The organism is Microcoleus sp. A003_D6 (assembly GCF_036702825.1).
In the GTDB taxonomy this organism is placed as follows: domain Bacteria; phylum Cyanobacteriota; class Cyanobacteriia; order Cyanobacteriales; family Microcoleaceae; genus Microcoleus.
The window spans coordinates 1-15231 of sequence record NZ_JAUBWA010000020.1 but is presented as its reverse complement, the minus strand read 5'-3'; the positions used below and the strand labels follow the sequence as shown (position 1 = coordinate 15231).

The window sequence follows — 15231 nt, the reverse complement described above, 5'->3', positions numbered from 1 at the left end:
GTAGAAACAGTAGAGTCGATCGAGCATCATCAACCAGAACCAGTTTTAGAAAATCTGCAAGTTGTCGAAAGGCAAGAGTCGATCGACTATTCTCAACCTGAATCCCAACCACTTGCAGAAACATCAGAGGAAATAAGCGATTTAGAACCAGAAATGCAACCAGTGGCAGATTTTCTGGAAATTGTAGAAAAACAAGAGTCGATCGAACATCCTCAACCAAAACCAGTTGTCGAAAATCTACTCATTGTCGAAACACCAGAGTCGATCGAACATCCTCAACCAAAACCAGTTGTCGAAAATCAGATCGTTGTTGAAACACCAGAGTCGATCGAACATCCTCAACCAAAACCAGTTGTCGAAAATCAGATCGTTGTTGAAACACCAGAGTCTAGCCAACCTTCTCAACCAGAACCAGTTGTCGAAAATCTGCTCATTGTCGAAACACCAGAGTCTAGCCAACCTTCTCAACCAGAACCAGTTGTCGAAAATCTGCTCATTGTCGAAACACCAGAGTCTAGCCAACCTTCTCAACCAGAATCCCAACCAGTTGTAAAAAATAGGCAACTTAAAAAAAAGCCACAACCGAGTAGCGATTCTCAACCAGAACAGCCACCTGTTACCAGAAAGCGACAAATAGAAAAAAAGCAACAGGATAGCGACAGCGAAACACCACCCGCAGGCGACTCAGAATGAACCAATTACCAACAGCCAATTACCCATTTCCAATTCTTAAAAGTTAGCAATGATTAGTAATATTGTCGCAATTTACCGCAAAGAACTGCAAAGCTATTTTGCCTCGCCATTAGCATATGCCATCGCCGCAGTCTTTTGGCTGATCACCGGCTACTTTTTAATAGCAATACTCCTCGCCCCCGACGGGTTAATTCCCCAAATCGCCCAGCGAGACCAAGCAGGAATTACCGAACCTCCCATCGACGTAGCCTACGAATTCCTGCAACTCTTCCTGCGAATAATGGGTTCCCTTTCACTGTTCGTATTGCCCGCACTTTCAATGGGACTTTACGCAGAAGAACGCAAGCGCGGCACCTTAGAACTTTTAGCCACATCGCCCTTAACAAACTGGGCAGTTGCTACCGGCAAACTCCTCGGCGTCTTAACATTTTATACCACAATGTTGCTGCCCCTGCTCTTCTGCGAGGCGATCGCCCTCAGTTCCTCAACCCCACCCGTACCCCCAGGCGTCCTCCTGCTAGGACACGGCGGCTTAATCTTACTAGCAGCCGGAGTATTATCCCTCGGAATGTTTATTTCCTCCCTCACCGACAGCACAATTTTATCCGCCATCCTCACTTTCACTCTAGTATTATTTCTCTGGGTGATCGATGCAGCCGCCGTCGGCATCGGTGGCCCCTTCGGAACAGCATTAGGACATTTATCGCTCCTAACAAATTACACCAATCTTGTCAAGGGAGTTTTCGATACCAGCAGTTTAATTATCTTTGCCAGTTACATTATTTTAGGAGTATTTCTGACCGCCCAATCCATCGATGCCTTGCGATATCAGCGTTCTTAAAAACATTAGGGAAGGTAATCGGGGAATAAAGAGAAAAGAGTGGGAAAGTAAAAGATTTGGAGAGTTGCACATTAAAGGAGACACCACCAATGCCCAATGCCCAATTCCCAATGCCCAATTCCCAATGCCCAATGCCCAATTCCCAATTCCCAATTCCCAATTCCCAATTCCCAATTTCCAATTAATGTTAGTTATTCCACTAATTGCTTAAAACAATGAAATTTATCAATCCAAAAATCGACTTTGCGTTCAAAAAAATATTTGGTTCCAGCGACAGCAAAGACATCCTGATTAATTTTTTAAACGCCATCCTTTATGAAGCACAACCGGTCATCGAAGACTTAGAAATAATCGACTCCCAACCAGGAAATCAAACTTTCGGAGCCCAAGACACGCACCTAGATGTCAAAGCCACAATTAACGGTGGCAGAATCGCCCTCGTTGAAATTCAACTGATCAACGTGCCTTTCTTTGGGAACAGAGTTTTGTACAACGCTGCCAAAAGCTACAGCCTGCAATTAACAGGAGAAGAACGCTATGAAAGACTAAAAACAGTAACTTCATTAAAAATCGCCGATTTTGAAATGTTTGACAATCAGCCCGAATTTCTGTCGCGATTTGTTTTCAAAGAAAAAGAGCAACAGTTTGATTCTCCAGATACTGAAATAGAATTAGTATTTATCGAACTGCCAAAATTTAGCAAAGAATTAGCACAATTAGAAACACCAGCCGACCAATGGATTTACTTCATCAAAAATACCAGCACTCTGGAGACAGTACCACAAACACTTAGTGCAGTTCCAGAAATTCAGAAAGCTTTGAGAATTGCCAACGAGGATAACTTCACTAAGCAAGAATTAAATGAATTGCAGAAGCAAGAAATGTGGATTCAAGACCAGCATATTGCCATAGATGTAGCAAGAGAACAGGTGACAAAAGCCGCTCAACTATCGTTAATATTGCGTCAGCTAGTGAAGCGCTTAGGCACAATACAACCGGAAACTGAAAACTGCATCCGTCAATTAGGCCTACAGGAATTAGAAGAACTAGGAGATGCCGTGCTGGATTTCAACCATCAGTCAGATTTAACAGCATGGTTGCAGGCTAATGCGATATAGAATAACATTCTCGAACCGGAATTTTCTCACTCAATATTTACGTTATGAAAATTAGCAAAACAAATTGGAAATACGTTTTTTTGCTGGGCCCCCTCCTCATCGCAGCGGGGGTAACAGCAGCGCTTGTATCCGGAGTATGGGAACCCCTGACAGTCGGTTTAGTTATTGCCGGAGCAGTAACGATCGCACTTTGGCTGCTATATTTGAGTTACGAACAAAGCTTTTGGGGGCGGCGTTCCACTCAAGCCAGTACCAACGCCCTGATTGCTACCACCGCCGTCTTTGTGATTCTCGGAGTAATTAACTTCATAGCTTTTCGCTATCCCGTCCGCATCGACTTAACCGAAAGTCAACAATTTACCCTCGCCCCCCAGACTCAACAAATACTGCGAAATTTGCAACAAACAGTTAAAGTTTGGGTGTTTGACCCCACCCAAAATCCCCAAATTAAAGAATTGCTGCAAAGTTACAAACGCGAGGGAGGCGAAAAGTTCCAATTCGAGTTTGTAGACCCGCTGGCCCAACCGGGAAAAGCCCGGGAATTTAGCATTACCAGCATCGGAGAAGTTTACCTGCAATCCGGCGACAAAAAACAAGTTCTGCAAAAAGGCGGCACTGCTTTTGGTAGCGACCCGAATCAAGGTCTTTCAGAGATAAAACTGACCAATGGCTTAGAAGAAATCCTGAACACTCGCGTTGCTACAGTTTACTTTTTGCAAGGCCAAGGAGCCCGCCCGCTAAAGGAAGGTCAAGGCGGAATTCAGCAAGCTGAAAAAGCTCTTAAAGATAAATACTACAACGCTCAAACGCTGAATTTGACCGAACGCAAAGAAGTGCCAGAAGATGCAGATGCTTTAATCGTTCCCGGGTTGGAAAAACCGTTTTCCGATGCAGAAATCAAAGCACTAACAGCTTATCTCGATCGCGGCGGCAGTTTATTGTTAATGGTAGACCCGGCAATTGATACGGGATTGGACAAACTGCTGCAAGAATGGGGGGTCAAACTAGACACCCGTTTGGCCATTGATGCTTCGGGTACTGGTCAAAGATTTGGCCTCGGCCCTACGGTTCCCACAGTCAGGCGTTACGGCGAACATCCGATTACTCAAAGTTTTGGCAGCGGTATTTCATTTTATCCGTTTGCGCGTGCTTTGGAAACCTCGCCAGTAAAAGGGATAGAGGAAAAACCGCTGATTTGGACGAGTCAGGAAAGTTGGGCGGAAAGCGATTTGACGACGAGAAAATTGGAGTTCGATCAGAAGACCGATCGACAAGGCCCGCTATTATTAGGTGTAGCTTTAGTTCGATCGGCCACTGACACCACTGCGCCATCGCCGACAACTGCGCCATCGCCGACAACTTCGCCATCGCCGACAACTTCGCCATCGCCGACAACTTCGCCGACAACTTCGCCGACAACTTCGCCGACAACTTCGCCGACAACTTCGCCGACAACTTCGCCATCGCCGACAACTTCGCCAACAACTTCGCCGACAACTTCGCCATCCCCGACAACTTCGCCGACAACTTCGCCATCCCCGACAACTTCGCCATCCCCGACAACTTCGCCATCGCCAACAACTTCGCCGACAACTTCGCCGACAACTTCACCAACAACTTCGCCAACAACTTCGCCAACAACTTCGCCATCCCCGACAACTTCGCCAACAACTTCGCCATCGCCAACCACTTCGCCGACAGCTTCCCCAATCAGCTACTCGGTAATTGTTTCGCAAGAAGCTACGCCTCCTGCATTACCGACGACTTCGCCAACACCCGCAGCATCTCCAGAAAGTTCGCCAACACCAGAAACATCTCCCACAACATCTCCCACACCGACACCAGAAACATCTCCCACAGCATCTCCCACAACATCTTCCAGTCCAAAGTCAACTCCTTCAGCGCCTTCAACTCCTAGAAAAACAGCCCGAATGATAGTAATTGGCACATCTCAATTTATTACCAACGGTTGGTTTGACCAACAACTCAATAGCGACGTGTTTCTCAACTCGGTTAGTTGGTTGAGTAAACCAGACCAGCAAAGCTTTTCTATCAGTCCGAAAAAAGCTACCAACCGCCGCATTAACATGACGGTCGTCCAAGTAGGATTGCTGGTTTTAGCTTGGCTAATTTGGCCTTTACTCGGACTGGGAATTGGCGGCGCTATCTGGTGGAAGAGAAGATAATTACGAAGGAAGAAGGAAGAAGGAAGAGGGAAGAAGGAAGAGGGAAAAAGGAAGAGGGAAGAAGGACAAAAATAAGATTATCCCTTTGCCTATTTCTGGTTTTTATACCCATTCCCAATTCCCAATTCCCAATTCCCAATTCCCAATTACCCGTTATTAAGTAAATCCACCTAATTAAGCGTAAAATATGGATCGCTAAAAAGCTTTCTGTGTATATCTTCTTCCTTCTTCCTTCTTCCCTCTTCCTTCTTCCCTCTTCCTTCTTCCTTCTTCCTTCTACTTATGAAATTGCAGAAAAATACATTAGTATTGATAGCTGTCGCGCTTAGCATGGCTGGGTTGGTTGCTTTGTTCGAGATGCAAGTGTCTCCTAAACAGGAAGCCGCTAAGGAAGAAAAACAGAAAATTTTTGCTTTCAAGTCCGATCGCGTACAATTCTTTACAGTGAAAACTCCCGAAAAAATCTTGACTTTTGAGCGAGTTTATGCTACAAAAGGAGGCAAGTCTAGCTGGGAAATGAAATTGCCAGTGCAAGCACACGCAAGTCAGGCATCTGTGGATTTTTTGCTAGACAGGCTGGCAACAGGAAAGAGCGATCGCACGATTAATATTACTGCCGCTCAACTGCCAGAATTCGGTCTCGACCAACCCCAAGCTACAGTCACAGTAAAGCTGGACAACCAGGAAACTCACCGCCTAGTTTTAGGGAAAACAGACTTTAGCGGCCGCTTCTTGTACGCTCAAGCCAATCCGGCGGAAGCGCCCCCTCAAAATTTAGCCCAAAATTTGCCCGTGCTGCTAGTACCTTTTGACTTTAAAAATGCCACTCAGCGACCTTTGTCAGAGTGGAAAAAAGCAGAAGAACCCAAAACAGACAAACTGCAAAAACCATCTCCCACGCCAAGTCCTGAGAATAAATAGATAATCGGTCGATCTGAGATGTTGCACCATTCTCAATAAGCCTTTTATGAACAGGCAAGATGCCTGTTCCACAAAGAGTGAATTTTATTGTGGAACAGGCATCTTGCCTGTTGCTGACAATGGTGCACTCTGGGATAGAATTTAAAGAACCAATCCCAAAACCTGTTACTTCCAACATTCCTCACCTAAAATACAGAAAAGTCTAAACTTAAACTGTATTTAAGCAGCGTGCATTAACCCCAGGAAAGGGCGAATATGTTTCAGACAGCACTCAACCAAGGTACGACAGCAGCGGATACAGCGCTTGACGTTGAACTCCGCAAGGTCTTCAAGGTATTTAACGGCGAAACCGCAGTCCGCGGAGTAGACCTCAACATCCATCAGGGAGAATTTTTTAGCATCCTCGGGCCTAGCGGCTGCGGCAAGACTACGACGCTGCGGTTAATCGCTGGGTTCGAGACTCCCTCAGCGGGCGAATTGATGATTCGCGGCCAGTCGATGACCAACACTCCAGCTTACCGCCGTCCGGTAAATACCGTGTTTCAAAGCTACGCTTTGTTCGGACACATGAATGTCTGGGACAACATCGCTTTTGGATTGCGGATCAAAAAGCTGGGGAAAGCGGAAATTGAAGAACGGGTACGGGAAGTTTTGCAATTGGTGAAAATGGAATCTTTCGCCAACAGGTTTCCCGGTCAAATGTCGGGCGGCCAGCAGCAGCGGGTGGCTTTGGCGAGAGCTCTGGTAAATCGACCGGCGGTTCTGCTGCTGGACGAGCCCCTGGGTGCTCTGGATTTGAAGTTGCGGAAGCAGATGCAGTTGGAACTGTCGAATTTGCATCAAGAATTGGGTTTGACTTTTGTGATGGTGACTCACGACCAAGAAGAGGCGATGAGTCTTTCTGACCGGATTGCGGTGATGCACGAGGGCAGGATCGAGCAAATTGGCTCTCCTGAAGAAATTTATGAATGCCCGCAGACGGCTTTTGTGGCGGATTTTATTGGCGATACGAATTTGTTTTCTGGTACGGTGGAGTCGATCGACCGATCGACTCTCACAGTTCGCACATCAGCCAATCTGAAAATCATCGTTCAGCAGTCGGATATGTGGAGCGGCGTTACCGGCGACTCTGTTGTGGTCAGCGTTCGGCCCGAAAAAGTATATTTGAATCTCTACCAGCCGGAAGTTTCGGTTAACTGTTTTGAAGGGCGGCTCAAAAATACTATGTACATGGGCACGCACGTTCATTACGTGGTTGAGTTGGCGTCGGGCGATAAAATTACGGTGCGCCAGCCAAATAACGGCGGCTCTTTCCCAGACCCGCACACGCCGATTTATGCTTACTGGGAGACTACTGATTGTCTCGCTTTGGGCGATCGGGGATAATTAGTCAGTTGTCAGTTGTCAGTTGTCAGTTGTTAGTTGTCAGTTGTTAGTTGTCAGTTGTTAGTTCCAATAACAAATAACAAATAACAAATAACAAATTACCAATTTTTGAATCTGTGCCTCCGACTAACTTACCAATTTCCAGGTTTTCCAGGGCTAATTCTACACGCCGTCAGTTCCTACAAAATTCGGCGGCGACAATTTCCGGGTTAGCTGTTTCGAGTTGTGGCTGGCGACTTGCAGACGTACAATCTGCCCCTCCCGTCAAAGGTAATGCCGACCAACTTTTCATCTATACTTGGGCAGGCTATACCGATAAGGCTTTGCTCGATCGCTTTGCCGAAAAAACGGGCATTCGCGTAGTGGCCGACGTGTTTAGTAGCTCCCCCGAAGAGATTCTGGCGAGAGTTCAAGCCGGTGGCCGGGCCTACAGCATCATGTACCTCTCCGATTACACGGTGGTGCAGATGAAAAAACTCGGGCTGCTGGATCAATTAGATCGCTCGATTTTAGGCGGACTCGATCGGCTCAAAAAACAGTTCCAAAACCCTGTCTATGACCCAGGAAACCGCTACAGCGTGCCTTTTAGTTGGGGGACAACAGGATTGATTTACAACAGCGAACAGCTTAAAGAAGCTCCCGAAGATTGGAGTTATTTGTGGAAACACAAACAGGAGTTGAAAAACCGAATGACGCTAGCCAGTGATGTTCGAGAAGTCATGGGCGCTGCGTTGCGGATGCTGGGCTATTCCCTGAATTCTACGAACCCAGAGCAAGTCAAAAAAGCTTACGAAAAGTTGGTAGAGTTAAAACCGTCGATCGCCTCTTTTACCACAGATGCTTGGCGACCGCAAATTCTGACGGGAGATTTGAAACTAGCCATGTGTTACTCTTCTGATGCCAATGAAGTAATTCCAGATAATGACAAATTGCGCTACGTTGTGCCAAGCAGCGGTTCTGCCGTATGGGCTGACACTTTAGTAATTCCTAAAGGTGCTCCGAATCCCGAAGCAGCTTATAAATGGATTAACTTTATGCTGCAAGCAGATGTTGCCGCTTCCCTAGTCGAACGGCTCAGTTTTGCAACTCCTTCGGAAGATGCTTTTAGTTTATTGTCGCCGGAAGTTAGAGAAAATTCAATTCTTTTCCCCTCGGAAGCTATTTTGAAAAATTGCGAAGGTGTTGCTCCAGTAGGAAAATTCATCGACGTCTACGATCGCTACTGGACAAAACTAACCAGCATCTCATAGCATCAGTATTAATCTGCGTTGATCTGCGTTTGCTCGAAAATCTAAAATCAGCTAATTCCCAAATCCCAAATCTAAAATCTAAAATAGAACTGTGCCTCCGACTAACTTACCAATTTCCAGGTTTTCCAGGGCTAATTCTACACGCCGTCAGTTCCTAAAAAATTCGGCGGCGACAATTTCCGGGTTAGCTCTTTCGAGCTGCGGCTGGCGTCTTGCAGACGTGCAATCTGCTCCTCCCGTCAAAGGTGCTGCCGACCAACTTTTCATCTACACTTGGGCAGGCTATACCGATACAGCCCTGCTCGATCGCTTTGCCGAAAAAACGGGCATCCGCGTCGTTGCAGACGTATTTGACTCCAATGAGGCGATGCTGGCTAGAGTTCAAGCTGGCGGCGGCCGCGCCTACAGCATCATTTACCCGTCTGACTACATGGTGATTCAGATGAAGGAACTGGGGCTGTTGAGTCAATTAGACCACTCGATTTTGGGAGGGATCGATCGACTCAAAAAACAGTTCCAAAACCCCGTATATGACCCAGGAAACCGCTACAGCGTACCTTTGAGTTGGGGAACCACAGGCTTAATTTACAACAGCGAACAGCTCAAAGAACCTCCCGAAGATTGGGACTATTTGTGGAAACACAAACAGGAGTTGACAAGGCGAATGACTCTGGCTAATGATGTTCGAGAAGTGATGGGTGCAGCGTTGCGGATGCAGGGTTATTCTCTCAATTCTACCAACCCAGAGCAAGTGAAAAAAGCTTACGAAAAGTTGGTGGAGTTAAAACCGGCGATCGCATCTTTTACCACTGATGCTTGGCGGCCGCAAATGCTGACGGGAGATTTGAAGGTAGCCATGTGTTATTCTTCTGATGCTAATGAGGTAATTCCAGATAATGACAAATTGCGCTATGTTGTGCCAAAAAGCGGTTCTTCTCTGTGGACTGACACTTTAGTAATTCCTAAAGGTGCTCCCAATCCCGAAGCTGCTTATAAGTGGATCAACTTTATGCTGCAAGGGGATGTCGCTGCTTCTTTAGTAGAACGGCTCAGTTTCTCAACTCCTTCGGAAGATGCTTTTAGTTTGCTGACGCCGGAAGTGCGGGAAAATGAAATTCTTTTCCCTTCAGAGGCTACTTTGAAAAATTGCGAAGGTGTTGCTCCGGTAGGAAAATTTATAGACGTGTACGATCGCTATTGGACTAAATTAACCAGCGGTTAATCTTATTTTTGCCAGAAATTTCATGTAGATTTCGATTTACCCTGGGGTGGGGGCGGGTTTATGAGATTGTTTATTTTACGCATAGATTGTTGGTGAAACCCGCCCTTACAAATCCAAACTCAAAACTCAAAACTATTTATTTATGGCTGTTTCTACTCAAGCACCCCCTCCTCTTCCTCCCAGTTCTCCCTCGAAGGCTGAAACTGTTTCTCGCTGGTCGTCGTGGACGGGGCCACTGGCATTGCTGGGCCCTTCTGGCTTGTTCCTAATTTTATTATTAGTAATACCAACTCTGGTGATTTTTCAGCTTAGTTTGGTGCCGAATATTAAGCCGGGAGATTTGGTAAATCCTTCGGGAATCGGCAATTACCTGCGAGTGTTTGAACCGCTGAATTTGCAGGTGATGGGTCGATCGCTCTTTTTCGCAACGGGAACGACTATTCTGTGTTTGCTGCTGGGATTTCCCGTCGCTTACTGGATCGCCCTCAATGTCTCGCCCAAGTGGCGGAATTTAACGTTGTTAGGGTTTGTTTTGCCGCTGTGGACTTCTTCGCTTTTGCGATCGTACGCTTGGATTACAATTCTGCGTCCTACGGGGGTTCTCAACTCGCTGCTGGGACTTTTGGGCATTCCTCCTCTAGAATTGCTCAATCAAAGTTCCGCAGTTCTAATCGGCATGGCTTACAGCTATTTGCCTTATATCGTGACAATTCTCTACGCTTCTTTGGAAAAGCTAGACCGCAGGTTGCTAGAAGCATCTCAGGATTTGGGGGCGAATCCGGTGGAAACTTTTTGGCAGGTGACAGTACCTCAGACGATGCCGGGAATTGCTGCGGGTTCTTTGCTAGTATTTATTAGCTGTTTGGGCGATTTTGTCGATCCGGAGTTGCTCGGCGGAGCTTCCAGCATGACGGCGGCTCGTTTAATTTACAATCAGTTTTTGGGGGCGACTCAGAATTGGGGGCTGGGTTCGGCTCTGAGTATGGTATTAATTTTTGCAGTGAGTATCGGAATTGCACTTTTGCTCAAATATGGCGATCGTAATGCAATTTAGTCAGTTGACAGTTGACAGTTGACAGTTGACAGTTCCAATAACCAATAACCAATTACCAATTACCTATTACCAATTTCCAAGATATGGAAAATACTGCCGACAATCCACAGGAGGAAATACAAGCCGATATGTACTTAAAACCTAAATTTAAGATTTCTTGGCAGGTAATATTTGCCCTTTTGATGTTTTTTTATATGTACCTGCCCATCTTGGTACTCACATTTTACAGCTTTAACAAATCGCGTTTTAGCGCCGGCTGGGAAGGATTTACCTTAGATTGGTACGTTAAATTATTTAGCGATACGCGGATTTTGATTGCTCTGAGAAACAGCTTAACAGTAGCTGTTTGTGCAGTTGCCATCTCGGCTGTACTCGGCACTTTGATGGCCGTGGGTTTAGCCCGCTACCGCTTTCCAGGCAAAAACTTATATCAGGGAGTTTCCTATTTGCCGATTATTATTCCAGATATTGCTAGCGCCGTTGCTACTCTGGTATTTTTAGCGGCGCTGGCTATTCCTCTGAGTTTGTGGACAATTGTCGCCGCTCACGTTGTGTTTTGTCTGGCTTACATCGCTCTAGCTGTTTCTACTAGATTGGCAGATTTAAACCCGTATTTAGAAGAGGCTGCCTTGGATTTGGGTGCAACGCCTGTTGAAGCTTTTATTCAGGTTTTGCTACCTCAATTAATCCCCGGAATTGTTTCGGGTTGTCTCCTGTCTTTTGTCCTCAGTATGGACGATTTTTTGATTGCGAGTTTTACCGCAGGTAGCGGGACTACAACTCTGCCGATGGAAATTTTTAGCCGGATTCGGACTGGGGTAAAACCTGATATTAATGCTCTGAGCGTGCTGTTGATAGTAGGTTCGGGAGGATTGGCGTTTTTAGCGGAATATTTGCGCGGCCGGGACGAACAAAAACGGGCTCATTAGTCATTAGTCATTAGTCATTGGTCATTGGTTATTAGTCACCAAAAAACCCGGTTTCTCAAATAAACCGGGTTTCTGAAGCGGTAAGGGGCGCCTCGGCGCCCCCTACAGATGTTCTGCGTCCAAGACTGAATTGCTTTGCTGCTATTTTGCTGGTAATTTCACCTTAGTAGCCAAACCGAGTGCTTCCAAGACTTGAATTGTCATCCAAGTAAAGTCAAATTCCCACCATGCCATCCCGTGACGGGCAGAGTATTGATAAGCGTGGTGGTTGTTGTGCCAGCCTTCGCCGTAAGTCAAAACCGCAACCCACCAACAGTTAGTAGAACTATCCTTTGTTTCGTAAGTGCGGTAGCCAAATTTGTGAGTGGCGCTGTTTACAAACCAGGTGCAGTGATACACGAAAACTAAGCGGACAAAAATTACCCAAACTACAAAAGACCAGCCGGCTGCTAAGTAGAGCAAGACACCAAATGCGATTTGGATGGGGAGAAAGTAGTTTTGCAAAAATTGGTAAAATGGGTCGCTCGAAATGTCTTTTGTGCAGCGGGGAATCTCATCGTGAGCGGGGCCTTTATAAAACATCCAACCTAGGTGACTCCACCAGAAACCTTGCTGGGCATTGTGAGGGTCGAGCTCATTTTGGTCTGAGTTAGTGTGGTGCAAGCGGTGCAGCCCCACCCAATGAATTATACCTCCTTGACAGGCAAGAGCTCCGCAAAAAGCTAGGAAATATTCGACGAATTTTGGTGTCTGAAAACTGCGGTGGGTGAGCAGGCGATGCCATCCCAGAGTTATTCCCAAACCGCCTGTTATCCAGTGCATGAATACAGTTAAACCAACTGCTGTCCAATTGAAGTTACTCGGAAGCAGGGCGAATAAAGCGCCGATGTGAACTCCGCCTAAAGCAATAATGTGCGCCCAATTGTATTGGAGTTTGTTTTGCGTTGCAATTGTCATTCTATTTTTGATTTCTGGTTAGATGCTGAGCTGGATTCACGCATAATAGTTTGGATTTAGTAGTGAACTGTTTTGCTGCACACTTGACCAAACTAATAAAAAATGAATGATAGATTTTCGATCGGAATTGAAAAAGATTTACCGTTTTATTTTGAGATCCAAAATTTTTTGTTCCCAACTCTATTATAACTGATTCGGGATTTGGTTGGGTCGATCGCACAAGACGATTCAATCTCGGCTCAACCCAAACCCAAACCCGATCGCAAAAACTGGCTGTGAAAGTCAGGAAAGCAGTTAACCGTTGGCAGTGGTTAATTGTTATTTGTTGTTCTAACTGCCAATAACGAATAACCAAGGCCCAATGCTATAAAAGCCCAACTCGCTATTTTTCTGCTAATTTCACTTTGGTTGCCAAACCCAGCGATTGCAGCAGTTGAATAGTCATCCAAGTGAAGTCGATTTCCCACCATTGGAGACCGTGGCGAGCCGAGTATTGAAAGGCGTGGTGGTTGTTGTGCCAGCCTTCGCCGTAGGTGAGCAGAGCCACCCACCAGCAGTTGGTCGATCGATCGCCCGACTCGTAGGTGCGGTAGCCGAATTTGTGAGTAGCGCTGTTCACCAGCCAAGTGCAGTGGAATACCACTACAATCCGCATAAACACGCCCCAAACCACGAAAGACCAGCCGCCTAATAAATAAAGCAACACACCGAAGACAACTTGGATGGGTATAAAATATGCTTGGAGAAACTTGTATACTGGGTCGTCGCCGATGTCTTTGGTAAAGCGGGGGATTTGAACTCTCATCGGCAAATCTGAGATCATCCAACCCATGTGGCTCCACCAGAAGCCTTGATTAGAATCGTGGGGATCTTCTTCGGTGTCGGAATGTATGTGGTGTAACCGGTGCATTCCTACCCAGTCGATCGGACCGCCTTCGCAGGAAAGGGTACCGCAAATCACTAGGAAGTATTCGAGCCATTTGGGAGTTTGGAAACTGCGGTGGGTGACGAGACGGTGAAATCCGAGAGTAATTCCTAAACCACCTGTTACCCAATGCAGGAATACTGCTAGCCCGATCGCAGACCAGCTAAAATTAGCCGGCAGCAATGCAAATAAAGCGCCGATATGGAGAAAGGCCATAAAGCCTATGACAGGCCAATCAGGGGAAGTTTTTTTGGAAGTTGCAATCGTCATGAATATATTTTGTTTACAAACTAAGGGCCCAATCTACGCCATAATGAACAGCGCGCACGCAAGTGGTGAGCGAGGTATAGATGAATAGCGTTTCACGGCTACAGGAAGCAGAACAGGCACTCTTTCAGATTTTTTCTGGTATTGACGCGACAGTCAAGCAAAATCTTCAACGAGTCTTAAAAGCTTTTCGCAGCCACCGGGTTGGAGTCCACCATTTTGCAGGGGTTACGGGTTACGGCCACGACGATTTGGGTCGAGAGACTTTGGACGGGGTGTTTGCCGAAGTAGTAGGCGCAGAGGCCGCTGCTGTCCGGGTACAGTTTGTTTCGGGTACTCACGCGATCGCCTGTGCTCTTTTTGGCATCCTGCGTCCTGGTGACGAAATGTTGGCAGTGGCTGGTTCTCCCTACGATACTTTAGAAGAGGTCATCGGCTTGCGGGGGCAAGGTCAAGGTTCGCTAATTGAGTTTGGCATCCTTTACCGTGAGTTGCCTCTAACTCGGGAAGGAAGTGTGGATTGGCAGGCACTGAGCTCTGCTATTTCTGCGAAAACTCGCCTGGTTTTTATCCAGCGCTCTTGCGGTTATTCTTGGCGATCGAGTTTGTCTATTTCTGAGATTGAAAAAATCGTCGCGATAGTCAAACATCAGAATCCTAGCACAATTTGCTTTGTCGATAATTGTTACGGAGAGTTTGTTGATGATTGCGAACCTACTGCTGTCGGTGCGGATCTGATGGCCGGTTCTTTGATTAAAAATCCGGGGGGTACGATCGTCCCTGCTGGCGGTTACGTGGCCGGGAGGGCCGATTTGGTAGAGGCCGCAACTTGTCGCTTGACGGCACCAGGAATTGGCAGCAGCGGCGGTGCAACTTTTGATTTGAATCGGTTGCTGTTTCAGGGTTTGTTTATGGCTCCCGGTTGTGTGGGGGAGGCGATGAAGGGCAATCATTTGACGGCTTATGTTTTTTATAAGTTGGGTTATCGAGTGAATCCTATGCCTTTGGCTAGAAGACGAGATGTGATTCAGGCGATCGAATTCGGTTCTGCTGATAAGTTAATTGCTTTTTGTCGGGCTGTTCAGCAAAATTCCCCTGTCGGTTCTTATTTAGATCCGGTGCCGGCTCCGATGCACGGGTATGAAAGTCAGTTGGTGATGGCTGGGGGGACTTTTATTGATGGGAGTACGTCGGAGTTTTCGGCTGACGGGCCGCTGCGGGAACCCTATGTGGCTTTTTGTCAAGGGGGGACTCATTGGACTCATGTATCGATCGCTCTTGAAGCTGCGATCGAGGCTGTGGGCCCAGCTAAGTAAGTTTGTAGTGAAGACTTCTGTTTTCTCTCTGGCTGATAGTCAATAAGGAGTAAAGTCTTTACTACAAACAATTTTGGTAAACAATAATCGTAGAAGTTCACGGGGGTAGCAAAAACCCCAAAAATCTGATAAGGTGAGGCACATGGAGAAGACAGTGCCGGAATTA

At 46.6% G+C, this 15231-nt stretch carries 15 protein-coding genes; 12 read left to right on the top strand and 3 right to left on the bottom strand.

What is annotated here, in order from left to right; translation table 11 throughout:
* The first annotated feature begins 742 nt into the window (after positions 1 to 742).
* The 4 genes from QUB70_RS08150 to QUB70_RS08135 all read left to right on the top strand — a co-directional run bounded on the left by QUB70_RS08150 (position 743) and on the right by QUB70_RS08135 (position 4998).
* Complete coding sequence (locus QUB70_RS08150; protein ID WP_332979527.1) at positions 743 to 1534, top strand: ABC transporter permease; 792 nt, start codon at positions 743 to 745, stop codon at positions 1532 to 1534.
* A gap of 215 nt (positions 1535 to 1749) precedes the next feature.
* Complete coding sequence (locus QUB70_RS08145) at positions 1750 to 2652, top strand: Rpn family recombination-promoting nuclease/putative transposase (protein ID WP_332979526.1); 903 nt, start codon at positions 1750 to 1752, stop codon at positions 2650 to 2652.
* A gap of 44 nt (positions 2653 to 2696) precedes the next feature.
* Entirely contained in the window at positions 2697 to 4838 is a 2142-nt protein-coding gene (locus QUB70_RS08140) for a GldG family protein (RefSeq protein WP_332979525.1), read from the top strand.
* Positions 4807 to 4998, top strand: coding sequence for a hypothetical protein (locus QUB70_RS08135; RefSeq protein ID WP_332979524.1), 192 nt, complete (start codon positions 4807 to 4809; stop codon positions 4996 to 4998). Before QUB70_RS08140 ends, QUB70_RS08135 begins: the two co-directional genes overlap by 32 nt.
* Before the next feature lie 10 nt (positions 4999 to 5008).
* On the opposite strand, the gene QUB70_RS08130 is transcribed toward QUB70_RS08135, so the two are convergent.
* A complete protein-coding gene (locus QUB70_RS08130; RefSeq protein WP_332979522.1) occupies positions 5009 to 5170 on the bottom strand; it encodes a hypothetical protein in 162 nt (53 codons plus the stop codon).
* On the opposite strand from QUB70_RS08130, the gene QUB70_RS08125 reads away from it, so the two are divergent.
* The 7 genes from QUB70_RS08125 to QUB70_RS08095 all read left to right on the top strand — a co-directional run bounded on the left by QUB70_RS08125 (position 5169) and on the right by QUB70_RS08095 (position 11600).
* A complete protein-coding gene (locus QUB70_RS08125; RefSeq protein ID WP_332979521.1) occupies positions 5169 to 5759 on the top strand; it encodes a DUF4340 domain-containing protein in 591 nt (196 codons plus the stop codon). The two genes, QUB70_RS08130 and QUB70_RS08125, sit on opposite strands and share 2 nt — an antisense overlap.
* A 59-nt stretch (positions 5760 to 5818) precedes the next feature.
* Positions 5819 to 5965 (top strand): hypothetical protein, encoded by a 147-nt coding sequence (locus QUB70_RS08120; protein WP_332979519.1) that lies wholly within the window; start codon positions 5819 to 5821, stop codon positions 5963 to 5965.
* Positions 5966 to 6014: 49 nt separating this feature from the next.
* On the top strand, positions 6015 to 7145 hold the full coding sequence (locus QUB70_RS08115; protein WP_332979518.1) for an ABC transporter ATP-binding protein: 1131 nt from the start codon (positions 6015 to 6017) through the stop codon (positions 7143 to 7145).
* Between the two features lie 116 nt (positions 7146 to 7261).
* A complete protein-coding gene (locus QUB70_RS08110) occupies positions 7262 to 8395 on the top strand; it encodes an ABC transporter substrate-binding protein (protein ID WP_332979517.1) in 1134 nt (377 codons plus the stop codon).
* Positions 8396 to 8486: 91 nt separating this feature from the next.
* Positions 8487 to 9617 carry an ABC transporter substrate-binding protein gene (locus tag QUB70_RS08105; RefSeq protein WP_332979516.1) on the top strand — a complete coding sequence of 377 codons (1131 nt, stop codon included), beginning with the start codon at positions 8487 to 8489 and terminating at the stop codon, positions 9615 to 9617.
* Between the two features lie 142 nt (positions 9618 to 9759).
* Positions 9760 to 10671 (top strand): ABC transporter permease, encoded by a 912-nt coding sequence (locus tag QUB70_RS08100; RefSeq protein WP_332979515.1) that lies wholly within the window; start codon positions 9760 to 9762, stop codon positions 10669 to 10671.
* Between the two features lie 83 nt (positions 10672 to 10754).
* Entirely contained in the window at positions 10755 to 11600 is an 846-nt protein-coding gene (locus tag QUB70_RS08095) for an ABC transporter permease (protein ID WP_332979514.1), read from the top strand.
* Positions 11601 to 11741: 141 nt separating this feature from the next.
* Here the strand turns inward: QUB70_RS08095 and QUB70_RS08090 are convergent, their stop codons facing one another.
* Positions 11742 to 12557, bottom strand: coding sequence for an acyl-CoA desaturase (locus QUB70_RS08090; protein ID WP_332979513.1), 816 nt, complete (start codon positions 12555 to 12557; stop codon positions 11742 to 11744).
* 382 nt (positions 12558 to 12939) lie between these two features.
* Positions 12940 to 13752: an acyl-CoA desaturase gene (locus QUB70_RS08085; protein ID WP_332979512.1), complete on the bottom strand. Its 813-nt coding sequence runs from the start codon at positions 13750 to 13752 to the stop codon at positions 12940 to 12942.
* A gap of 80 nt (positions 13753 to 13832) precedes the next feature.
* Between QUB70_RS08085 and QUB70_RS08080 the strand changes: the two genes are divergently transcribed.
* Positions 13833 to 15065 (top strand): methionine gamma-lyase family protein, encoded by a 1233-nt coding sequence (locus QUB70_RS08080; RefSeq protein WP_332979511.1) that lies wholly within the window; start codon positions 13833 to 13835, stop codon positions 15063 to 15065.
* Positions 15066 to 15231: the final 166 nt, after the last annotated feature.

What these genes read in the sequence shown, in the direction of transcription:
- QUB70_RS08150 (WP_332979527.1), top strand. Translation starts at nt 743, where the DNA reads ATGATTAGTAATATTGTCGCAATTTACCGCAAAGAACTGCAAAGCTAT.
- QUB70_RS08145 (WP_332979526.1), top strand. Translation starts at nt 1,750, where the DNA reads ATGAAATTTATCAATCCAAAAATCGACTTTGCGTTCAAAAAAATATTT.
- QUB70_RS08140 (WP_332979525.1), top strand. Translation starts at nt 2,697, where the DNA reads ATGAAAATTAGCAAAACAAATTGGAAATACGTTTTTTTGCTGGGCCCC.
- QUB70_RS08125 (WP_332979521.1), top strand. Translation starts at nt 5,169, where the DNA reads ATGGCTGGGTTGGTTGCTTTGTTCGAGATGCAAGTGTCTCCTAAACAG.
- QUB70_RS08130 (WP_332979522.1), bottom strand. Translation starts at nt 5,170, where the DNA reads ATGCTAAGCGCGACAGCTATCAATACTAATGTATTTTTCTGCAATTTC.
- QUB70_RS08120 (WP_332979519.1), top strand. Translation starts at nt 5,819, where the DNA reads ATGCCTGTTCCACAAAGAGTGAATTTTATTGTGGAACAGGCATCTTGC.
- QUB70_RS08115 (WP_332979518.1), top strand. Translation starts at nt 6,015, where the DNA reads ATGTTTCAGACAGCACTCAACCAAGGTACGACAGCAGCGGATACAGCG.
- QUB70_RS08100 (WP_332979515.1), top strand. Translation starts at nt 9,760, where the DNA reads ATGGCTGTTTCTACTCAAGCACCCCCTCCTCTTCCTCCCAGTTCTCCC.
- QUB70_RS08095 (WP_332979514.1), top strand. Translation starts at nt 10,755, where the DNA reads ATGGAAAATACTGCCGACAATCCACAGGAGGAAATACAAGCCGATATG.
- QUB70_RS08090 (WP_332979513.1), bottom strand. Translation starts at nt 12,557, where the DNA reads ATGACAATTGCAACGCAAAACAAACTCCAATACAATTGGGCGCACATT.
- QUB70_RS08085 (WP_332979512.1), bottom strand. Translation starts at nt 13,752, where the DNA reads ATGACGATTGCAACTTCCAAAAAAACTTCCCCTGATTGGCCTGTCATA.
- QUB70_RS08080 (WP_332979511.1), top strand. Translation starts at nt 13,833, where the DNA reads ATGAATAGCGTTTCACGGCTACAGGAAGCAGAACAGGCACTCTTTCAG.